The 21,519-nt window shown below is 40.0% G+C and carries 22 protein-coding genes; all 22 read left to right on the top strand.

Annotated features, from left to right (window positions below):
• The 22 genes from hydA to ACXADT_RS13500 all read left to right on the top strand — a co-directional run bounded on the left by hydA (position 1) and on the right by ACXADT_RS13500 (position 21,438).
• Positions 1–1,419 (top strand): dihydropyrimidinase, encoded by a 1,419-nt coding sequence (hydA, locus tag ACXADT_RS13605; RefSeq protein WP_474831609.1) that lies wholly within the window; start codon positions 1–3, stop codon positions 1,417–1,419.
• 23 nt (positions 1,420–1,442) lie between these two features.
• The gene (locus tag ACXADT_RS13600) at positions 1,443–2,915 is read left to right on the top strand and encodes an NCS1 family transporter (protein WP_270182147.1); all 1,473 of its coding nucleotides are present in this window, start codon (positions 1,443–1,445) and stop codon (positions 2,913–2,915) included.
• A gap of 13 nt (positions 2,916–2,928) precedes the next feature.
• Positions 2,929–3,156 (top strand): hypothetical protein, encoded by a 228-nt coding sequence (locus ACXADT_RS13595; protein ID WP_270182148.1) that lies wholly within the window; start codon positions 2,929–2,931, stop codon positions 3,154–3,156.
• Between the two features lie 12 nt (positions 3,157–3,168).
• Positions 3,169–3,411, top strand: a complete 243-nt coding sequence (locus tag ACXADT_RS13590; RefSeq protein WP_270182149.1) for a hypothetical protein — start codon at positions 3,169–3,171, stop codon at positions 3,409–3,411.
• Positions 3,412–3,581: 170 nt separating this feature from the next.
• A complete protein-coding gene (locus ACXADT_RS13585; RefSeq protein ID WP_474831607.1) occupies positions 3,582–5,171 on the top strand; it encodes a PucR family transcriptional regulator in 1,590 nt (529 codons plus the stop codon).
• Between the two features lie 108 nt (positions 5,172–5,279).
• Positions 5,280–6,746: a CoA-acylating methylmalonate-semialdehyde dehydrogenase gene (locus ACXADT_RS13580; RefSeq protein ID WP_474831605.1), complete on the top strand. Its 1,467-nt coding sequence runs from the start codon at positions 5,280–5,282 to the stop codon at positions 6,744–6,746.
• 16 nt (positions 6,747–6,762) lie between these two features.
• Positions 6,763–8,100: an aminotransferase gene (locus ACXADT_RS13575; RefSeq protein WP_474831604.1), complete on the top strand. Its 1,338-nt coding sequence runs from the start codon at positions 6,763–6,765 to the stop codon at positions 8,098–8,100.
• Between the two features lie 370 nt (positions 8,101–8,470).
• On the top strand, positions 8,471–11,326 hold the full coding sequence (locus ACXADT_RS13570; RefSeq protein WP_442865195.1) for a 2-oxoglutarate dehydrogenase E1 component: 2,856 nt from the start codon (positions 8,471–8,473) through the stop codon (positions 11,324–11,326).
• Positions 11,323–12,636, top strand: a complete 1,314-nt coding sequence (gene odhB, locus ACXADT_RS13565; RefSeq protein ID WP_270182153.1) for a 2-oxoglutarate dehydrogenase complex dihydrolipoyllysine-residue succinyltransferase — start codon at positions 11,323–11,325, stop codon at positions 12,634–12,636. The genes ACXADT_RS13570 and odhB overlap by 4 nt, the downstream gene beginning before the upstream one ends.
• Before the next feature lie 74 nt (positions 12,637–12,710).
• Entirely contained in the window at positions 12,711–13,562 is an 852-nt protein-coding gene (locus ACXADT_RS13560) for a GNAT family N-acetyltransferase (protein WP_474831602.1), read from the top strand.
• A 44-nt stretch (positions 13,563–13,606) separates the two neighbouring features.
• The gene (locus ACXADT_RS13555; protein ID WP_270182155.1) at positions 13,607–13,813 is read left to right on the top strand and encodes a DUF6501 family protein; all 207 of its coding nucleotides are present in this window, start codon (positions 13,607–13,609) and stop codon (positions 13,811–13,813) included.
• Between the two features lie 178 nt (positions 13,814–13,991).
• Positions 13,992–15,059 carry a nitric oxide synthase oxygenase gene (locus ACXADT_RS13550; RefSeq protein WP_474831600.1) on the top strand — a complete coding sequence of 356 codons (1,068 nt, stop codon included), beginning with the start codon at positions 13,992–13,994 and terminating at the stop codon, positions 15,057–15,059.
• Positions 15,060–15,076: 17 nt separating this feature from the next.
• The gene (locus ACXADT_RS13545) at positions 15,077–15,370 is read left to right on the top strand and encodes an antibiotic biosynthesis monooxygenase family protein (protein WP_270182156.1); all 294 of its coding nucleotides are present in this window, start codon (positions 15,077–15,079) and stop codon (positions 15,368–15,370) included.
• Between the two features lie 105 nt (positions 15,371–15,475).
• Positions 15,476–15,889 carry a DUF4395 domain-containing protein gene (locus ACXADT_RS13540; RefSeq protein WP_474831598.1) on the top strand — a complete coding sequence of 138 codons (414 nt, stop codon included), beginning with the start codon at positions 15,476–15,478 and terminating at the stop codon, positions 15,887–15,889.
• A 98-nt stretch (positions 15,890–15,987) separates the two neighbouring features.
• On the top strand, positions 15,988–17,298 hold the full coding sequence (locus ACXADT_RS13535; protein ID WP_270182158.1) for a lysine N(6)-hydroxylase/L-ornithine N(5)-oxygenase family protein: 1,311 nt from the start codon (positions 15,988–15,990) through the stop codon (positions 17,296–17,298).
• Between the two features lie 75 nt (positions 17,299–17,373).
• Positions 17,374–17,994 (top strand): methanogen output domain 1-containing protein, encoded by a 621-nt coding sequence (locus ACXADT_RS13530; RefSeq protein WP_474831596.1) that lies wholly within the window; start codon positions 17,374–17,376, stop codon positions 17,992–17,994.
• A 76-nt stretch (positions 17,995–18,070) separates the two neighbouring features.
• Entirely contained in the window at positions 18,071–18,262 is a 192-nt protein-coding gene (locus ACXADT_RS13525; protein WP_474831595.1) for a hypothetical protein, read from the top strand.
• A gap of 91 nt (positions 18,263–18,353) precedes the next feature.
• Entirely contained in the window at positions 18,354–18,488 is a 135-nt protein-coding gene (locus tag ACXADT_RS13520) for a hypothetical protein (RefSeq protein ID WP_270182161.1), read from the top strand.
• A gap of 118 nt (positions 18,489–18,606) precedes the next feature.
• Positions 18,607–19,242, top strand: coding sequence for a sterol desaturase family protein (locus tag ACXADT_RS13515; RefSeq protein ID WP_270182162.1), 636 nt, complete (start codon positions 18,607–18,609; stop codon positions 19,240–19,242).
• Positions 19,243–19,329: 87 nt separating this feature from the next.
• Positions 19,330–19,872: a hypothetical protein gene (locus tag ACXADT_RS13510; RefSeq protein WP_474831593.1), complete on the top strand. Its 543-nt coding sequence runs from the start codon at positions 19,330–19,332 to the stop codon at positions 19,870–19,872.
• A 90-nt stretch (positions 19,873–19,962) separates the two neighbouring features.
• Complete coding sequence (locus ACXADT_RS13505; protein ID WP_474831592.1) at positions 19,963–21,138, top strand: acyl-CoA dehydrogenase family protein; 1,176 nt, start codon at positions 19,963–19,965, stop codon at positions 21,136–21,138.
• Between the two features lie 159 nt (positions 21,139–21,297).
• Entirely contained in the window at positions 21,298–21,438 is a 141-nt protein-coding gene (locus ACXADT_RS13500; protein WP_270182165.1) for a hypothetical protein, read from the top strand.
• Positions 21,439–21,519 lie beyond the last annotated feature (81 nt).

Below are 21,519 nucleotides of genomic sequence, written 5' to 3'. Positions count from 1 at the left end.
ATGAACAAAATAATTCGAAATGGCACGATCGTTACTGCAAGTGAAACCTACCAGGCGGATCTACTCATCAAAGACGGTAAAATTGCGATGATAGGCAGCTCATTGAATGAGGATGGAGCAGAGGAAATCGATGCCAAAGGTTGCTACGTATTTCCTGGTGGGATAGACCCTCATACACACCTCGAAATGCCGTTTGGCGGAACTGTTACAAAAGATGACTTTGAAACAGGAACGATCGCAGCAGCTTTTGGTGGGACAACCTCTATTATCGATTTCTGTTTGACTGAAAAAGGTAAACCGTTAGCAGACGCCGTAAAAACATGGCATGCCAAATCAAAAGATAAATCTGTGATCGATTATAGCTTCCATTTGATGATCAGTGAGATCAATGATTCAGTACTGAAGGAACTGCCTGAAATTATAAAAAATGAAGGCATTACATCTTTTAAAGTCTTCATGGCCTATAAAAATGTGTTTCAATCAGACGATGAAACCCTCTATCGAACGCTTCTAGCTGCTAAAGAGCTTGGAGCTCTAGTTATGGTGCACGCTGAAAACGGTGACGTCATCGAATATTTAACGAAAGATGCCCTTTCTAAAGGCAAGACTGAACCGATCTACCATGCACTTACAAGACCTCCTGAAGTCGAAGGGGAAGCCACCGGTCGTGCGGCACAACTAACAGGACTCGCAAACTCTCAGCTATATGTGGTTCACGTGAGCTGTAAAGAAGCCGCTGACAAAATCGCAGAAGCAAGAAAGAAAGGCTATGATATCTATGGTGAAACATGTCCACAATATTTAGTTCTTGATCAATCATATCTAGAGAAACCTAATTTTGAAGGTGCGAAGTATGTATGGAGTCCGCCACTTAGAGAAAAGTGGAATCAAGACGCGTTATGGAATGCGTTAAGAATAGGTGAACTTCAGACGATTGGATCCGACCAATGCTCATTTGATTTTAGGGGACAAAAAGATTTAGGTCGAGATGACTTTACAAAAATCCCGAATGGCGGACCGATGATCGAGGATCGATTTAGTATCTTATTCTCTGAAGGTGTTGTAAAAGGACGAATCTCTTTAAATCATTTCGTTGATGTTACGTCTACACGGTCTGCTAAGCTCTTTGGACTATTTCCAAATAAGGGTTCGATTGCCGTAGGAGCAGATGCAGATATCGTAATATTCGATCCTGAAATAAAGCGAACGTTATCAGCATCAACACACCATATGGCGGTTGATTATAATGCTTTCGAAGGAATGGAAGTAACGGGCGAGCCTATTTCTGTTCTTGTAAGAGGAGATTATGTCATCAAGAATAAACAATTCGTAGGCACACCGGGATCTGGACACTATATAAAGCGTGCAAAGTACGGACAGTTTAGCCAAAAGACAGACAAAACCATCACAATACAATAAGCAGTGTTAAAGGAGATAGCTGAATGAAAAAAGATGTAAGCTATTTGAAATCACCTGACTTATTGCCAATTGCTCATAAGGATAAGAAAATCGGAACGACTGGTTTTGCGATGATGTGGGTCGGTATGGCAGTGGTGTTAGCAGCGTTTGCGATCGGCGGGGCTGGTGTACAATCACTTTCCCTTACGTGGGTTGTGATCGCAACATTGATCGGTTCCGTTGCGATCGGGTTATTTATTACGATAATCGGAGATATCGGCATCGAACACGGTCTGTCATTTCCAGTATACATGAGAGCACCGTTTGGCACCCTTGGCACACATATCCCTTCGATTGTAAGGGGACTAGCTGCTTCGTTCTGGTTCGGAATCAACACGTATTTTGGTTCAACTGCCATGAATGCCATCTTAAATGTTTTGTTCGGTTTTGATAACTGGTTCGTATGTTTCCTTCTATTTGCGACAGTTCAATTAGTGAATACATCTCTTGGCATTAAAGCTGTCGAAAGGTTCGCAGATCTTGCTGCTCCAGTAATCATCCTTATTTCTGTTTGGATGTATATCTCACTCTCTGATCAAGCTCTTGCACAAGGTAGAGAAGTTTGGAGCTGGATTGAGAGTCCCGTAACCGGAGGAGCAGCTGTCTCAGCATTTTTAGTCGTGATCTTTAGCAACATGGGGTTTTGGGCGACGATTTCAGCAGATATTCCTTCTATCTCTCGATTTATTAAAGCTCCTCAGTTTGAAAGGAGCTGGCTTAAACGGAATAAAGGAACGTTGATCGGGAGTGTAATCGCATTGCCTCTAACACAAACGTTCATGGTAATCATCGGAGGAGTTTCTTATATAGCCGTTTCAAACTATGACCCAGTCGTTGCATTGCAAGAAGCTGCCACGGGACTTATCTTAGGCATCTTACTATTGATGATCGTATTAGCACAATGGTCGACAAATGTATCTGCTAACCTTGTGCCAGCAGCTACGATTTTCTCAAACGTAGGAGGACCAAAAGTTCCTTTTTGGGCAGGTGTATTCATCGCTGGTATCGTAGGGTCCGTCGTACAGCCGTGGAGCTTGTTCAATATTCTTATACCGATCTTACTTGTAGTCGGCGGTATTTTATCAGCGATTATCGGCATTTTGTATTGTGACTATTACGTATTGAGAAAAAGAAGGGTGAATGTGCCAGACCTTTATGAAGATCATGGACAATTCCGCTACGCTTATGGGGTTAATCTCGCTGGTTTGATCGCCTGGATTATTGGAGGAGTAGCAGCGTACTATCTATCTACTTATTCTTTCTTAGTTGGTTTTCTTGTTGGTGCTATCTCTTACTATCTACTTGCAAAGTTTTGGTGGTTTAAGAAGTACTCTCAAGCAGAGATCCTTGAGCCTAGTGACGAGAAATACTTAGGGATAACCGTAGGAAGAGATTGGATCATTGATACTGAGACCGAAAAGGAGTCAGTGAAAGAGGTCGGTAGTTCAATCGAATAAAGGAGGAAGTGCAATGAGTGAACATGAGGCGTATATAATCGAACGTGAAAAGATCGACTACTTTATTGATAGAGGCTATAAGATCAGCGGTGTGTTAGAAAATTTGGAAGGCGCATTTATAGAATTTAGCATGAATACAGATAATAAAGAAGACTCTAAAGAGACTCTCCAAATCAAAACTGCTAATGGGAGAAAGTACTTTTCTGCACTTTTATTAAAGCAAATTCAATCTGTATCCTAAAGGAGGATGGGGATGGAATACAATCTGTATTCTAAGGACAGCGCTTATCCTTGTGAAGTTACAATCGACGATGAGAATGGTCGCTATATGATTCGGAAAGCTGACACGAGTGGAGAAGTGTTTAATTCTGTTGAAGACTTAACAACCTGGATTAGAGGAAATTGGAAAGAGGAAGATTTCAGAAGTAGAAAACAATATCATTACTTACTAGAGGTTTTGGAGGAAATGGAGTCTCGTGCAGATACCGGACAATAGTCCGGTATTTTTGTTTCTCATATAAAAATTTCAATTACCGTACTATTTTGAATATTTTGAAGGAATTCAAAACAAAGAAGTATAACTATATTTAATAGACTAAAAAGATAAAAGCGTATCTCCTAACAATACCTTTCTCATTAGACGATTGAATGACAGGGGGAGAAAGAATGCTTCGGATGACGAGCTTAACGGTACAGGAAGTCCTTGAACGAGAACAATTTCAAAATGCAACCGTGATTGCTGGACGTGAAGGATTGAACCGTAGAATAAAATGGGTGCATGTTATGGAAGTAACATCAGTTAGACAATTGCTTAATGGGGACGAACTGATTTTATCAACAGGATTCGTATGGAAAGATAACCTCGATGTTTTTCTATCGATTGTCAAGCAGTTGATCCAGAGCAATGCTGCAGGGCTCTGTATAGAAATCGGTACATATATGGACTCAATCCCTGAAGAGATTATACAGCTTGCAGATGAATCCAAGTTCCCCATCATCATCTTCAATCAGGAAGTAAGGTTTGTCGATATTACCCAAGATTTACACTCTCTCCTTATCGCGCATCATTATCAATTGATTTCGGATCTTGAACAGTTTTCACAAGAATTGAATAGTTTACTGCTCCAGCCTCAATGTCTTCAAAACATTCTAGCACATCTTTCTAATAAAACAGGTATGCAAGTGATCTACCAACCAAAAGATGGTCAAGCACAATTTGTACCCGACGTGTCTAACGAAAAAAAAGAAACCTTTCTTCATTTCATTACATTGCAGCCTACGGGTAAGGGCCTCGTACTTCAAAACGTCCAGGCGATGGATTATTTATTTGCTAAGTTAATCCTAGTTCCAGCTCCGCATACTTCTGTATCGGATTACGACATGCTCTTATTAGATCGAAGCGCAACTGCCATCGCTCAATTTTTACTTCGCGAATTATATATCGAAGAGAAAAAGCGCGTCAAGGAAACAGAATGGTTATATGATTGGCTAGAAGGCAAACACACAGAAGAGAGAATCTTATCTTACCTAGTAGATATCGATGCAACATTGATTCCAAAAGGGCTATTAGTGTGCACATGCCGTTTTGTTAATAAGAAAAACGAGACATCGTCGCAGATCACTTACTTCATGCTTCTCGTTAGATCGCTCTTTGAGCAAGAAGGCTTTTTCGTTCTTTCATTAACCACAAGAAATAAACTAGTCATTATATTACTAAATCGACGTGAAGAATCGGATGTCATTCAAAGACTAAGGACTGCTTTCGATCGATTGATGGCAAACGATACACTGAAAAATCGGACAGTTCCTGAGATTGACCGGATTAGTATCGGGAAACATGTACGGTTATTGAAAGAAATGCACAAGAGTTATGAATCGTCATTAGAAGCTTTGACGATCAATGATAAGCTCTGTAACAAAAGTTCTAAAGTCATCTATCATCAAGACTTCCACATTTATCGTATGATTTTCCAGCTTACAAAAAACAAAGAATTGCAGGAATTTATGTTCGACTATTTATCTCCAGTGATTCATTATGATGAAAAGAATAATAGTAACCTACTAAATACACTTAAAGTATATATGTGTTGCAATGGTTCTAAAAAGGAAACGGCTGAACAACTCTATGTTGTAAGACAAACGCTTTATCATCGCCTTGAAAAACTTGAAGAATTATTAGGCAAAGATTTTATGAGTTCTCCGAAACGACAAGCGATCGAGTTTTCTCTTCACGCATATGATTACCTGCAGACATAAAGCACCGTGTAAAACAACTACAGAAACCATGTTACGTTTTGTCTAATGACCCTTTAATCACTAATAACCTACAATAATTGTAGGAGTTAGACTAAAGGAGGGCATTTCATGGCAGTTATTAAAAACGATACGGTAGTTTTGAAGAATTTCGTGAACGGTGAATGGGTCAGTGCAAGGAGTATCGATACACTAGATGTTGAAAACCCTGCAACTGAAGAGAGATTAGCTTGTGTACCTCTTTCATCCAAGGAAGATGTAAGTCTTGCTGTTCGTTCTGCTAAAGAGGCATTTAAAACTTGGAGAAATGTTCCTGTCCCGAAGCGTGCTAGGGTGCTGTTCACCTTTCATTCATTGCTAGTTCACCACCATGAAGAACTAGCAGAACTTGTGGTGAAAGAGAACGGTAAGAGTTATAAAGAGGCTTATGGGGAAGTGCAGCGAGGGATCGAATGCGTAGAATTTGCTGCAGGAGCTCCTACCCTTATGATGGGTGATAACCTTTCTACAATCGCTGAAGATATCGACTCTGAGATGTATCGGTATCCAGTGGGCGTCGTTGGAGGTATCACACCGTTTAACTTCCCTATGATGGTTCCACTTTGGATGTTCCCACTTGCGATCGCTTGTGGTAACACATTCGTATTGAAGCCTTCTGAACGCACTCCCATCTTAGCAAACCGACTTGCTGAACTTTTAACAGAAGCAGGACTTCCAAAAGGAGTCTTCAATATCGTTCACGGTGCCCATGATGTGGTGAACGGGATGCTCACAGATGAAGATGTGAAAGCGATTTCTTTCGTTGGATCACAGCCAGTTGCAAAATATGTGTATGAAAAAGCCGCTTTGAATGGTAAGCGAGTTCAAGCACTTTCTGGCGCGAAAAACCATCACATCATCATGCCTGATGCTGACATTGAAAAAGCCGTACAACAAGTCTTAAGCTCTACGTTCGGAAGTGCTGGCCAGCGATGTATGGCATGTAGTGCCGTTGTAGTCGTTGGAGATGGGGAAAAGTTTAAAACATCTTTAAAACTAAAAGCAGATGAGTTGAAGTTAGGAAATGGATTAGATGAAGATGTTTTACTTACACCAGTGATTCGTAAATCACATCGAGAGAAGGTTTTAGGATATATTCAAAAAGGATTGCAAGAAGGTGCTAGCTTAATTCGTGATGGAAGAAAAGAAATGGAAGAACAAGAGAACGGGAATTTTCTCGGTCCAACTATTTTTGATGAGGTAACGCCAGATATGACGATTGCAAAAGAGGAGATTTTTGCACCCGTTTTAAGTTTACTGCATGCTGATACGTTATCAGATGCACTAGGCATTATCGAAAAATCAAGATATGGGAATGGAGCAACGATCTATACAAAAGACGCTGCTGCCGTTCGTAAATTTCGTGAAGAAGCAGATGCAGGAATGCTTGGAGTAAATGTCGGTGTACCAGCACCGATGGCATTCTTTCCGTTTTCAGGTTGGAAGGATTCATTCTACGGTGACTTACATGCAAATGGGAAAGATGGCGTAAATTTCTATACGCGGCGTAAAATGATTACGACCCGTTTTGACTATTAGTAAGGGGGAGTGGAGAATGCATACAGCACACGAAAACCTTGCAGGTAAAGACGAAAAGTACGTTTGGCATGCCATGCGACCATTTGATCCAAAATCGACGATGGTGATCGAAAAAGCGAATGGTGCCTGGGTTACAGACTATGAGGGGAATAAGTATTTAGATGGCATGGCTGGACTATGGTGTGTAAATGTAGGATACGGAAGACAGGAGCTTGCTGAGGCTGCATATACTCAGCTAAAAGAACTTTCTTATTATCCACTCACGCATACACACTCACCAGCAGTTCGACTTGCTGAAAAGCTAAACAACATGCTTGGTGGAGGATATGTGATCTTTTTCTCTAATAGTGGTTCTGAAGCGAATGAGACGGCCTTTAAGATTGCGAGGCAGTACCACGAGCAAAAAGGAGACACTCATCGACACAAGTTCGTTTCTAGGTACAGAGCATATCACGGAAATACGATGGGCGCATTAGCCGCTACCGGCCAGGCACAAAGAAAATATAAGTATGAACCGTTAGGACAGGGATTTCTTCACGTACAACCGCCAGATTCATATCGAGATGTGGTGAATGAGGAACATACTCTCCCATCCGTTACAGCGGTCGACAACATGATGACCTGGGAACTGAGTGAAACGATCGCAGGGATGATCATGGAACCGATCATTACTGGTGGAGGTATCTTAATACCACAAGATCATTACATGAAACAAGTTAAAGAAGTGTGTGAAAAGCACGGTGCACTTCTCATCTGTGACGAAGTAATCTGTGGTTTCGGTAGAACTGGTAAACCATTTGGATTTATGAATTATGGAGTTAAACCAGATATCGTAACGATGGCAAAGGGACTGACTAGCGGCTATCTACCTCTATCAGCTACAGCGGTTAAAGAAGAGATCTATGAGGAATTTAAACGGAATAATCAATATGATCACTTCCGACACATCAACACGTTTGGAGGAAACCCAGCATCTTGTGCCGTCGCTTTAAAGAATCTAGAGATTATGGAGAAGGAAAAGTTGTTCGATCGATCTAAGGACCTAGGAGAAAAGCTAAGGACCGAGCTTCAAAGCAGGTTATCGAACCATCCATATGTAGGGGATGTTAGAGGTTTAGGATTGCTTGTAGGAATTGAACTCGTTGAAGATCGTCACACGAAGAAACCACTAGACGTCGCATCTCTCAACAAAGTGATCGGATACTGTAAGTCCCGTCACGTGTTGATCGGTAAAAATGGAGACACTGTTGCTGGCTATAATAACGTCCTTACCATGTCGCCACCCCTATCGATTGAAGAAGACGACCTCAACCTTCTTATTCAAACAATTGTGGAGGGGATACATCAGCTTTAAAGTGCGCCAAATCGGCGTACTTTTTATTTTTGCAAACAATACCAGTTTATTATCGATATATGTATTCACTATGGGAATACTTTATGGTAATTTAGTATTGCGCTGTGTAAATATTCGAAAAATATTTCCTCTTATACCATCATTTTTGAAATTTTTTTCGAAAAGTTGGTTAAGTGCTTTGTGACTATATATACACTGTGCTAAACTATCCATGTAAGCGTTTTTTTACAAATGAGGTTTTTAAACTTGTAAAAGAGTGAAAAGGACTAATAATGAAACCGCAGAACTTTTTATCGAGCGGTAATATGGGAGCTAATACAATTTATCATACAAACGTATTAGAACATTCCCAGTAGGGAGGTAGCGAGCTTTGAATACCAAACAGTCCAGAATGGAACATCCTTGGCAGGAATTCTATGGACCAAACCTTGGCTATGCCATTGAACTATATGAGAAATTTCAGGAAGACCCCGAATCAGTAGATCCTGATCTACGTGAAAAATTTGAACAGTGGGGGCCGCCACCAAGTTCTAATGACGCTGTTGAATCAAACGTTCAACCCGGAAATCTTAAGAAAGTCATTGCAGCGGTCAAGCTAGCTGATGACATTCGTACATATGGTCATTTAGCTGCAGCTATCAACCCACTTAAAGAAGAAAAATCGAATCATGATTTTATGAATCCTGAAAAGTATGATCTTACAAAAGAAGACTTGAAAGCGATTCCTGCAGAAGTGATCTGGAACAATGCCCCTTCTGATATCAATGATGGGTATGAAGCGATTCAGCGTTTGCAGGATCTCTATACAAGATCTCTATCTTATGAGTTCAGTCATGTTCACAACAGTGAAGAACGTAACTGGCTCGATCAGATGGTAGAGGGTGGATCAGTAACTAGTTCTTTAGACAAAGAAAAACAAGAGGCACTTCTAAGAAGGCTGACAGAGGTTGAGGGGTTCGAAAAATTCCTTCATAAAACGTTTGTAGGGCAAAAACGTTTCTCGATCGAAGGCGTTGATTCGATGGTGCCGATGCTTGATGAAGTCATTCGAGATGGTGCAAGCGACGGTGCTCGAAATGTCATGATCGGAATGGCACACAGAGGTCGTTTAAATGTTCTTGCACATGTTTTGAATAAACCTTATGAAAAGATCTTCTCTGAGTTTCATCATGCACCGAATAAGGAGCTTGTTCCATCAGAAGGTTCAATGGGAATCAACTACGGTTGGACAGGCGATGTGAAGTACCATATGGGTGCTGATCGTAAGTTTGAAGGTTCTGAAACTGCAGAAGCCACGATCACCTTAGCAAATAATCCAAGTCACTTGGAGTTCGTAGATCCAGTCGTTGAGGGCTATGCAAGAGCGGCACAGGAAACAAGGGACCAAAAAGGTGAACCGATCCAGGATATAAGAAAGTCATTTGCGATCCTTATTCATGGGGATGCTGCTTTTCCTGGTGAAGGTGTTGTAGCGGAAACGTTAAACCTTAGCCAACTACGTGGTTACCATACAGGTGGTACGATCCACATCATCGCTAACAACCAGCTTGGCTTCACGACTGAGAGCACTGATTCACGGTCAACGAGATATGCGAGTGACCTAGCAAAAGGATATGAAATACCGATTGTTCACGTTAACGCAGATGATCCTGAAGCATGCTTATCAGCAATGAACCTTGCTTATCAGTATAGAATGAAGTTCAATAAAGATTTTCTTATCGATCTAATTGGCTACAGAAGATTCGGACATAACGAAATGGACGATCCTGCTGTAACGCAGCCACATCTTTACGAGAAAATCAAAAACCATCCTACAGTGCGAGCACGTTATGCTAGCTACCTAGAAGAGCAAGGAATTCTTGAATCTGGATACGGTGAAAAGCTAGATGAAGAAGTATTGAATGAGCTTTCAGAGGATTATAACAAAGTGGCTAAGGATAATGAAGATGGTGGAGATGTTCAGGAAATACAGCCACCGAAAGAAATCGTTAAAGGAATACCTTCGATCGATACATCCGTGCCGCTAGATACATTAAAAGAAATTAATAACAATCTACTTACACGTCCGGATAATTTCAACGTTTACCCTAAACTTGAAAGAATTCTTAAGCGTAGATTAGATATGTTAGAAGAAGGCGGAAAAGTTGATTGGGCATTAGGTGAGACGCTTTCATTCGCTACTATTTTGAGCGAAGGTACACCTATCCGTATAACAGGGCAAGATTCACAGCGAGGAACCTTCGCGCAGCGTCATCTTGTTTTACACGACAAGGAAACAGGAGAAACGTTCTGTCCGTTACACGAATTACCAGAGGCTAAAGCTTCCTTTGCTATTCATAACAGTCCTTTATCTGAAGCTTCCGTTGTCGGTTTCGAATATGGATACAATGTATTCGCACCAGAATCCCTCGTGATTTGGGAAGCTCAGTACGGTGACTTTGCGAATGCTGCACAGGTCATCTTTGATCAGTTTGTATCCGCAGGAAGAGCGAAATGGGGTCAAAAATCTGGAATGGTACTCTTGCTTCCACACGGTTATGAAGGACAGGGTCCTGAGCACTCCAGCGGAAGAGTTGAGCGTTTCTTAACACTTGCTGCTGAGAACAACTGGACAGTTGCGAACTTGACGAGCGCAGCGCAATACTTCCATATTTTAAGAAGACAAGCGGCTATACTTGGAGAGCAAGAGGTTAGACCACTCGTTATCATGACTCCAAAGAGCTTACTGCGTAATCAACGTACTTCTTCACCAGGTTTTGAGTTCAGCCAAGGACAATTCTTAAGTGTGATTGAACAACAAGGACTCGGTGAAAAGAAAGATAAAGTTGAGCGTATCGTTCTTTCAACTGGTAAAGTCGCTGTAGATCTAGCAGCAGAAATCGAATCTTCAGATAAAGACATGGACTGGCTACATGTTCTACGTGTAGAGCAGCTGTACCCATTCCCTGAAGAAGAAATTAAGAAGATTTTCGAACGCTATTCTAACGTAAAAGAAATCGTTTGGTTACAAGAAGAACCAAAAAATATGGGATCATGGAATTACATTTCTCCACGAATTCGTGAAATTGCTCCTGAGGGAGTTTCGATCGATTATATCGGTCGTCCTGATCGATCTAGTCCAGCAGGTGGAGAGCCTAATATCCATAAGAGAGACCAAGAACGTATCATTCAAGAAGTCTTAGAGCCATCTAAAACAGTATCCCACCAAGGAGGTAAATCGTCGTGATCGAAGTTAAAGTACCTGAACTAGCAGAATCTATTACAGAAGGCACAATCTCCGAATGGTTAATTAAAGTAGGCGACAAAGTTGAAAAAGGTGATAACCTTGTTGAACTTGAAACTGATAAAGTAAATATCGAAGTAAGCGCTGAAAACAACGGAGTAATCAAGGAATTATTGAAAGAGCCTGGTGACAACGTAGAAGTTGGAGAAATCATTGCTTACCTTGGTGACGCAAGCGAGGAAGACTCTTCCTCTGAACAACCTTCTTCTGACAATAAAGAAGAGAAGGCTGAAGCGAAAAAACAGCAAAACGAAACGCCTGAAGAATCTAAGTCTGACGAGGAAGCTTCTGCACACGCTGCACCTGAAGCTTCAGAAGAAAAGTCAGGTAACGGACGTACAGTAGCATCTCCTTCTGCAAGAAAGCTTGCTCGTGAACTAGGTGTCGATCTAGATAAAGTTCAAACTCAAGATCCTTACGGCCGCGTTCGTCCAGACGATGTAAAAGCTCATGCTGACTCTAGTAAGAAAGAAAAAGAAGCTCCAAAGCAAGAGAAAAAGCAAGAGAAGCAACCTGAAAAAGCTGCGCAGGCTAAGGACGAATTTAACGGTAAACCAGTAGAAAGAGTGAAGATGTCTCGTCGTCGTCAAACGATTGCAAAACGCTTAGTAGAGGTGCAACACACTGCTGCTATGTTAACAACGTTTAATGAAGTAGACATGACTGCGATCATGGACTTGCGTAAGCGTCGTAAAGACAAATTCCTAGAAGATAATGATGTAAAACTTGGATTTATGTCCTTCTTTACAAAAGCGGTAGTTGGGGCATTGAAGAAATATCCTCGTCTAAACGCAGAAATTCAGGACAAAGAAATGGTTCTTAAGAAATTCTACGACATCGGTATTGCAGTAGGATCTGAGGAAGGACTAGTCGTTCCTGTTGTGCGTGACGCAGACAAACTATCATTTGCAGGAATCGAGAGCGAGATTAGTGAGCTAGCTAAGAAAGCTCGCGATAACAAGCTTTCACTAGATCAACTTCAAGGCGGATCCTTTACAATAACAAATGGCGGTATATTTGGTTCTATGCTTTCCACGCCAATTCTAAACGCTCCGCAAGTTGGAATTCTTGGAATGCATAAAATCCAGTGGCGCCCTGTAGCGATTGACCAAGATCGAATGGAAAATCGTCCTATGATGTATATTGCGCTTTCTTACGATCATCGAATTGTAGATGGTAGTGAAGCCGTTAGCTTCCTAGCGAAGATTAAAGATCTTCTTGAAGATCCAGAACAATTGCTTTTAGAAGGGTAATAATCGAGAACCTGAATCATAATGATTCAGGTTCTCTTTTAATAATAGTTGATTTGTAACCAGGGGGAATTTAAGTGGAATTACGTACATTTACTGATCCAAGTGAGTATCTAGGTTATGTCCAGGATTTTCTTGAGCAAAACGAAGCATTACATAGTCTCCCTTTAGGGCTTCTGGTTAGACTTGTAAAAAATCAAAAAAATGGTGAAGAACTAGAGAAGGTTCTCCTCGGTACAATAGAAGAGGCAGGGCGTATTACACTTTGCTTTATTCAAACACCGCCTCATAATCTTATACTTGCAGGTGAACAAGTATCACACGAAACATTAGATTTTGCAGTTAAAAAACTTCATCAAGATTATTTGTTTCCAGGTGTTCTAGGTGAGAAAACAATTGTAGAATATTTTTCAAAGAGGTACTGCGAGCTTACGAGCTGTAAGCGGAATCTAAAAATGAACCAGCGTATCTATCGATTAGATACCGTCATTCCTCCTAAACGTGTAGGTGGAAAATTAAGAAAAATCAGAAATGAGGATTTTACTCTGTTGAAAGAATGGGTTTATCTTTTTTCATGTGCGATGGGTGAACCATTCTCTGACGAAGATAGTCATGAAAGAGCGCAACAATTTATCGATGAAAAATCAGCCGTACTCTGGGAGGTTGATGGAGAAGTGGTTTCGATGGCAAATGAATCTAGACCGACCATGAGAGGAACAACGGTTAACTTTGTTTTTACACCTCCTGAGCATGAACGGAAAGGGTATGCCTCTGCATGCGTAGCAGCTTTTAGCCAATATTTATTAGATAAAGGGAACCGTTATTGCTGTCTATATACAGATCTTTCAAACCCAACTTCTAATTCGATCTATATGAAGATGGGATATAAACCTGTAGGAGATTCGATCGTGTATTCGTTTGAGGATTGAATCTAACTTGTAGTAGAATAAGAAATGGAAAGGGAGTGAACGTTATGATTCATGAAAATTGGAAAGATGGCCCAACTCTAAGAGAAGTAAAATGCGTGCACACTGACGCAAAAAAATACATGGTGAACCGTGTGTTGACTGAAGGGAAAACCTACGAAGTTAAAAATGAAACTGAAGAATTCTTATTTGTAGTTGATAACACAGGTAAGGTCGGAGGTTTCTACAAGGAGTACTTCGAGGAAGTAAAATAATGTAAACGTCCAGGTCACGATGACCTGGACGTTTCTGTTGTAGATCCATACCTTTTCCTCTCGTGAAACGTATTTATTATAGGATCAACGAACATTGTGGTATGATACTCTTGGACTCTTACATAAGAGCAATTAAACAGGCGATAAGACCGTCTCTAGCTGCAGGAGGGACATGAACGTGAACAATGCTACATTGCTAGAAGAAGCTTACTCTTTTTTAGAGCAAGCATATTACGAATTAAATCATACACCTGAACGTTTAAAAGAACGCAAACAAGAGGTTAAAGACCAAATTGAAAAAACAGGTGTGTATGAGCATACATTTGAAGAGTTACAGCACGGAGCAAAGATGGCATGGCGTAATAGTAATAAATGTATCGGAAGGCTGTTTTGGAATACTCTAACCGTAATTGACAAGCGCTCTGCAACAACAGTTGAAGAGATAGCGGACGCTTTACTCCATCATATTCACTCAGCTACAAACAATGGAAGAATTCGACCAACAATTACGATTTTCCAGCCTGGAAGAATTAGAATATGGAATCACCAACTCATTCGCTATGCTGGTTATGAGTTAGAAAACGGGACGATCGGTGATCCTGATTCGATAGAAATAACTAAGCAAGCTCTTAAACTCGGATGGAGAGGAAAGGGTACGCCACATGATGTGTTACCAATTATTTTCCAACTAGATGATAAGGAGCCTACCGTCATTACCATACCACCTGAAATCGTTCTTCAAGTGGAGCTTAGACACCCGGAAATTGATATCTCTTCCTTACATGCTCGTTGGTATGCGGTACCGATCATATCTGACATGAAGCTTGAAATTGGCGGTATCGATTACGTTGCAGCTCCATTTAATGGGTGGTATATGGGAACAGAGATCGGTGCACGAAACTTAGCGGACGAAACGCGCTACAATTTAATTCCAGAAATGGCTGAGATCATGAATTTAGACACTTCTTCAAATGCCTCGTTATGGAAAGATAGGGCCTTGATCGAGCTTAACAGAGCTGTATTATACTCATTTCAAGAAGATAACGTTAGTATCGTAGACCATCATACAGCTGCTCGACAGTTTCATAAGTTTGAGACAAATGAAGCGCGAGCTGAGCGGAAAGTAACAGGAAATTGGACGTGGTTAATTCCACCGATTTCTCCAGCAACAACTCATATTTTCCATAAACCGTATAAGAATACGATTGTATCTCCAAATTATTTTTATCAAGAAAAACCTTATTAAAGAAAGTGGGAACGTTCGTGGTCATTGAAAAAGCAGCTTTTATCGTAAATGAAGGAATGGAGAAAGACTTTGAAGAAACATTCATGAAGGCAGTTCAGTACATATCAGCTTCTCCAGGTTTTATAAGCCATCAATTAACAAAGTCTATCGAAACTGAAAGCAAATACGTAATTTTTGTGGAGTGGGACTCTCTCGCTGCCCACACCGAAGGCTTTATGAAGTCAGATCGGTTCAATGAGTTTGTATCGTTGATGGATCCTTTCTTAAAAAATGTTGAGATGGAGCATCTAGTTCCGATAACCACCGATTAATTTACCCGCTTAATGCGGGTTTTTTTATGGGCAAATAACTATACAATTCTTGAGCAAACGTTTAAAATAAAAGAAGTATATTCCTATAAGAAAGGTTGGATTTAAATGTCTGGTATTCCACGCCCTTTAGTTCGAATTAATCAATGGTTTATCTTTTTATTTGCTACTGCATTCATTTTCACACTTCACTATATATTTTTAGTCATCCCATTATTGATTGGTATTTCGAGTTTGTTGTTTGGTTTCAATCCGATCATGTCCGTTGGTAAATTGTTTATAGGTAAACCTCCTTATATTTTAGAAGACAAAGATCAACAAGCGTTCAACCAAAAAATCGCTGTTAGTTTACTCACAATAGCATTACTCGCTGTTCTTTCAAGCGTCAACTGGTTAGCCATCACTGCTTCTATCATGGTAGCCCTCGCCTCATTTATTGCGATCCTCGGATTTTGCATTGGATGCTTCGTACGTTTTCAGTGGAAAAAATATCAATATAAAAGAACGCAACATTCTATGTAAGACAGTCTAAGAGGGCTGTCTTTTTTTGTTTGAAAAATAAATCAGGCACATTTCTGCTATACTTATTCTTAGAGAGAAGATAGAAAGGATAGGATTATATGAGAGAGAAAGTATATGATGTCATCGGTATCGGAATTGGACCATTTAATCTAGGACTTGCTGCTTTATTAGACCCTATCAAGGAGATCGATTCACTGTTTTTTGAACAAAAAGAAGAATTTGATTGGCATCCTGGGATGCTTATTGAAGGGACGCGGCTACAAGTTCCATTTATGGCGGATCTTGTAACGATGGCTGACCCTACAAATGAATTTAGCTATTTAAATTATCTAAAACACCAAAACAGATTATACAACTTTTACTTCCTTCAAAGGCTTGAAATGCCTAGAAATGAATACAATCATTACTGTCAATGGGCGTCTGAACGATTGAAGAGCTGTCAGTTCAGTAGTAAAGTTACCTCGGTAACGCCTTTAGGAACGCCGATCGACCGCTATGAAGTTGAAATCGAAAATACGAAAACTGGAGAGACACATTCATACCTTACGAAAAACCTGATATTAGGTGTAGGAACGATTCCTTCTTTACCTAAATCACTACGAGGAATGTCTGAAGAAGATGTCTTCCATTCTTCAACGTATCTACAACATGAAGATCGTTGCAAGAAAGCGAAAAGTATAACGGTTATTGGTTCAGGGCAAAGTGCTGCTGAAATTTTCAGGGAGCTTTTGAAAGAGAGAACAGAACATGGATATTCGATCAATTGGATAACGAGGTCAAAAGGGTTTTTCCCGATGGAAGAAACAAAGTTAAGTCTTGAACATTTCTCACCTGAGTATATCGATTACTTTTATGAACTGCCTCAGGAACAAAAAGATGAGATCTTCAGTAACCAACAGCTTCTGTATAAGGGAATAAGTCCTCATACGATTACAGATATCTATAATCTTTTATATGAACAAACTGTTGGCGGTAAAGAAATGGATGTGACCTTAATGCCATTGACTGAAGTGAATGGCATATCTGAAAAGGAAGCGAAAAGTGGATATGAACTGAAATGTCGACAATGGGAAAAGGGCGAGTCATTTCTCATTGAAAGCGAAGTGGTTGTCGCTGCAACAGGATACCGTCCGTTCGTACCGAACTGCATTAGCGGATTGAGTAACTTGATTCAGTGGGATGACTTAGGAAGATACAATGTCTCAAAGGATTACAAGTTGATGTTAAACGAGGATACCACTGGAGAAATATTTGTGCATAGCGGCATGCAACATACTCATGGTGTTGGTTCTACGAATCTGGGCCTTTCAGTTAACCGAAATAAAATTATAATAAATCAAATTGCAGGTAAAGAAATCTATCCACCTTTAGAAGATAATATCTTTCAAAAATTTGAACTTAACAGTTAATTTTCTAAAAATTCTATTATTTTTGTCGGTTATGCATTATGATGAAAGAAACAGCATAAAGGACAGGTGGTGAGTATGACTGTTAACCAGTCTCTGTCAGCAAAAAAATTTCTCTGTAAGCTGATTACTCAGTATGCTCATATCCATCATCGAACAATTGGGTCTAAAGCTCAAGAATACATCAAACAGTTAGGTATCCGCACAGGAGAGTGGTTTGAATCTTACTATCAAATACATGATTGGACTCCTGATCACTATGCGGACGTCATCGTAGATATTAAAAATTCCATCGGAGGAGAATTTTATATCTCGGAAGTTACACCTCACTATGTCATTGTTAAAGCACATTCGTGCCCTTTTGGTGAGTTTGTAAAGGACGCCCCACACCTTTGTACGATGACGTCAAGCGTATTTGGTGGTATAGCAGCTAGACACTTTGACTACGGCGAAGTTAGTTTAAGGAAAAGAATTGCGCTCGGCGACGCAGGCTGTGAAGTGTTAATCGCTTTTGTACCTGGAATTGAAGAAGGAGAAAAGTACGAGCAGGTAAAGAAAATCCCTGACGACGGTGAACCGTTCACCTGGAAAGAAGATACGATCACCTTGTTGAATGAAGAGTTAAAGCAAAGTGACGAAATGGTTCTAACACTCCTAAAAGAACTTGAAGATCTCAAAGATCAAGTAGACGGATCTTGAAGACATGCACATAGCCTGTCTTTTTTTGAATGAAAAAATAACGTTATCTCCATACTACTATTAAAGGGGTGGGACGATGGAAAAGAATGCAAGAGGGTACGTACAGGATACATGCAGAGATTTAAAAGCAGCCGAAGCGAGTTTACAACAAGCATTACAAACTGTTGAAAAAGAGCATAACAAGCAACGAATTGAAGAATCTTTAAGTCAGTTGCAGGCTGTACAAACCTACTGTAGTGAAACAGAAAGCAAGCTTGAAGAGCATTAATAAATTTCCTATAAGAAATTTCCAAATTTAAGTTTTAACCGTCGATAAATCGGAAATTGGTGTGTAATGTTATTTTAAGGAGGATTCACCTATGAGCCTTTTATTTGGGAAAGGTATGGCAGCATTTGAACAGGACGCGAAGACGGAGAAGGAAAGGGTAAAAACTTCACCAGCCGCTCACCAAAATCGCAAGTCAAAGCTTAAACAAAAACCTACGAAAATTTAACCATCCTTTTTGGGTGGTTTTTTTTGAAGGTTTTTAATCATGAATCGAGAATAACCCTAATAAATATTATTTCACTATGTCGTATGTTTCATCAAAAAATAGGGGAAGAGGAATTCTATTGAAAAAAACAGGATTTCAAAAGTTTATTAGGATAAAGGATATTATGCTCATATTGGCGTTACTTTCCATATGCCTAATCTACCTATTCGTTAATGGACGATCACATTTCATTGCCCTTTCATTTATTGCTGGGTTGATTCTCTTTATCTTTAATGAATATATCACCCACAGATTTCTTTTTCATTTGAAGCCACCAAAAAACCTCTTTGCACTTAAACTATTAAAAAGACTGCATTATGACCATCACAAAGATCCCAACGACCTACATTTAATGTTTTTACCAGTATGGTATAGTATCCCTCAAATGCTTGTTATTTCTTTCGTATACTACCTTTTATTTCCTTCTATCGTGAATACGATTGCGTTTGCTTCAGGCTTGATGACGATGCTTCTCGTGTATGAGTGGAAACACTTTGTTGCACATCAGCCTCTTACTCCTAAAACCAAATTTGGAAAGTGGTTGAAACAAACTCATTTGTTACATCACTATAAAAATGAAAATTATTGGTATGGTGTCTCTAATCCGTTTATCGATATGCTTTTTGGTACACATAAGGATGGTAAAGAAGTCGATAAGAGTCAAACTGTACGTGATCTGGTTGGAGAAAATACAAATGAAGAAGTCAAGTTTTAAAGAAGACAGCCTTATTGAAAAGGCTGTTTTTTTAATTGCAACTTTTCTAACGTGCATTCGTCTATAAGGGTAGAGGGGGAATATTTGATGAGAGTGATCTTAGTTGGAATCACGATGGCACTTTTGATTACAGCTTTTTTTACAGGAGCCTGGTATACCATGATCAGAGATCCTGAAGCAGCTAGTAAAGTTGTTGAAGAAGAGCCGATTGTAAAAGAAGAAAAAATATATGAAGACGGCGAAAGCTTTGTTGAAGAAGATATGGATGATAATAAATTACTAACGTTACAAGTAACAAGGCTACAAGAGCCACCTGAAGATGCTGAATTGAATGAACTTCCTGCAAACAAAGAGTATGCCTTTTTTGAACTGTTCGTAGAAAATTTCGAAGAATATGGAAAGGCTTTTAAAGGCTACTATACTAAATTGAAAGTACAAGGTGAACAAGTAGAGCCTGTGGACTTTGTTGTTGTTGATAAGAAAGGGTGGAATAAGTTCAGGCTGGAATCTGAAGGGCACGTTAAAATGATTCTGATCTATGCTATTGAAAAAGATGTAAAAGAGATGGATCTCATCGTATCTCCTGAATTTTATTATAAAAATCTTGTGTATCGCTTTCAGAACAAGTAAGGCTTTCTATTTCCGATCAATTTACTAGAGATTATGTTCTTCGTTGTTGTATGATGATGGGAAGAACGGATTGGAAAGGAAGGCAGTGACATGCATTTATATGACCCATATGTAAAAAACCAGCGTCAACGAAACCTGTTAGAACTCGCAGACGATCTAGCTGATACGTTTTCGGAAAATGCGAATGATATAGACGAAGAAGGTCGCTTTCCTTTTGAGAATTTTAAGGCCATGAAAGAAAAAGGATATACTTCTCTTACCGTCCCGGAAAAGTTCGGGGGAAAAGGGATCGATCTATATGAGTTTGTCATGTTACAAGAAAGAATTGCATCAGGAGATGCTTCCACCGCTTTATCGGTCGGTTGGCATCTTGGTATCATGCTCGAGATGGTTGATGACCAAGAATGGTCTGACGAGTTGTTTGAACGTATGGCTAATTTGGTGGTCAATGAACAAGCGTTGTTGAATAGAGCGGCTACAGAGCCTGCGAGCGGTAGTCCTACACGAGGGGGAATGCCCGAAACGAAAGCCATCGAACATGAAAACGGATGGACCATTAGTGGAAGAAAAAGCTTCACTTCGATGGCACCAGCTCTTGATTACGCTCTAGTATCCGCTGAGATCAATGATTCCGGGAATAAAGGTTTCTTTCTAGTAAACATGAAGTCAAACGGAATTACCATTGAAGAAAAATGGAATACCATGTCGATGAGAGGGACAAGAAGCGATGATCTTGTGTTAACAAACGTTCAATTACCTAACGATGCACTCATCGAAGATTCGCTAAACTCTAAGGGAATGAAGCTACCAAAAGCGTGGTTACTCCATATACCCGCATGCTATCTAGGGGTTGCAATCGCTGCAAGAAATTATGCGGTGAAATTCGCGACTGTTTACAGTCCTAACAGCTTACCTGGTCCAATAAAAGATGTCGCTGAAGTACAACGTAAAATAGGGGAAATGGAGTTAGAACTCTTAAGAGCGAGAGAGATGATGTATAGTATAGCTTTTAGATGGGTGACTGAGCCAGAAAAGCGAAAGAACATGGGTGAAGAGCTTGCAGCAGTTAAACATGTCGCAACAAACGGAGCGGCTAATGTTGTGGATCTTGCAATGAGAATCGTAGGAGCTAGAGGTTTATTTAATGATAACCCGATGCAACGTTATTATCGCGATGTTCGGGCAGGGCTTCACAATCCACCGATGGATGATGCCGTCATTTCCCTACTAGCAAAGAAAGCATTGGAAGATCCCCAGGAGCCTTAATGGTTCCTGGCTTTTTTATTGATAAATAGTCAAACTTCACCAGCGGTATAGTACTTTAGACAAGGTTTTAGGTAAAAAGATATATTTTTGACTTATAAAGAGGAAAAAAACATTCGGTTGACGAAATACTATACAAATAATCGAAAAGGAGATGAGAAAATGCGTGAAAGAAGGACCGTATCGCTGAGCGGAAGCTTGCTTTTTCCTGACGGCTGGGGACTTCAGATGCAAGAAGAGTATAAGAAAGAAGAAAAAGTGTCACGAATGAAACCAGAACAGGAGCTGAAACATACTAAATGATAACGTTCATTCTAACTATATATAATTTGTAATGGAGTCATGCGACGTGAATATAATCGCTATGACTCCATTTTTTATTTT

Source organism: Anaerobacillus sp. ABR4_321, from assembly GCF_056158505.1.
Note: the sequence above shows the minus strand (reverse complement) of the source record. Positions and strands in the feature narration are given on the sequence as shown.

Bases quoted from the DNA above. Each gene is read 5' to 3' on its own strand.
- hydA (WP_474831609.1), top strand. From the start codon at position 1: ATGAACAAAATAATTCGAAATGGCACGATCGTTACTGCAAGTGAAACC.
- ACXADT_RS13600 (WP_270182147.1), top strand. From the start codon at position 1,443: ATGAAAAAAGATGTAAGCTATTTGAAATCACCTGACTTATTGCCAATT.
- ACXADT_RS13595 (WP_270182148.1), top strand. From the start codon at position 2,929: ATGAGTGAACATGAGGCGTATATAATCGAACGTGAAAAGATCGACTAC.
- ACXADT_RS13590 (WP_270182149.1), top strand. From the start codon at position 3,169: ATGGAATACAATCTGTATTCTAAGGACAGCGCTTATCCTTGTGAAGTT.
- ACXADT_RS13585 (WP_474831607.1), top strand. From the start codon at position 3,582: ATGCTTCGGATGACGAGCTTAACGGTACAGGAAGTCCTTGAACGAGAA.
- ACXADT_RS13580 (WP_474831605.1), top strand. From the start codon at position 5,280: ATGGCAGTTATTAAAAACGATACGGTAGTTTTGAAGAATTTCGTGAAC.
- ACXADT_RS13575 (WP_474831604.1), top strand. From the start codon at position 6,763: ATGCATACAGCACACGAAAACCTTGCAGGTAAAGACGAAAAGTACGTT.
- ACXADT_RS13555 (WP_270182155.1), top strand. From the start codon at position 13,607: ATGATTCATGAAAATTGGAAAGATGGCCCAACTCTAAGAGAAGTAAAA.
- ACXADT_RS13540 (WP_474831598.1), top strand. From the start codon at position 15,476: ATGTCTGGTATTCCACGCCCTTTAGTTCGAATTAATCAATGGTTTATC.
- ACXADT_RS13535 (WP_270182158.1), top strand. From the start codon at position 15,988: ATGAGAGAGAAAGTATATGATGTCATCGGTATCGGAATTGGACCATTT.
- ACXADT_RS13530 (WP_474831596.1), top strand. From the start codon at position 17,374: ATGACTGTTAACCAGTCTCTGTCAGCAAAAAAATTTCTCTGTAAGCTG.
- ACXADT_RS13525 (WP_474831595.1), top strand. From the start codon at position 18,071: ATGGAAAAGAATGCAAGAGGGTACGTACAGGATACATGCAGAGATTTA.
- ACXADT_RS13520 (WP_270182161.1), top strand. From the start codon at position 18,354: ATGAGCCTTTTATTTGGGAAAGGTATGGCAGCATTTGAACAGGACGCG.
- ACXADT_RS13510 (WP_474831593.1), top strand. From the start codon at position 19,330: ATGAGAGTGATCTTAGTTGGAATCACGATGGCACTTTTGATTACAGCT.
- ACXADT_RS13505 (WP_474831592.1), top strand. From the start codon at position 19,963: ATGCATTTATATGACCCATATGTAAAAAACCAGCGTCAACGAAACCTG.
- ACXADT_RS13500 (WP_270182165.1), top strand. From the start codon at position 21,298: ATGCGTGAAAGAAGGACCGTATCGCTGAGCGGAAGCTTGCTTTTTCCT.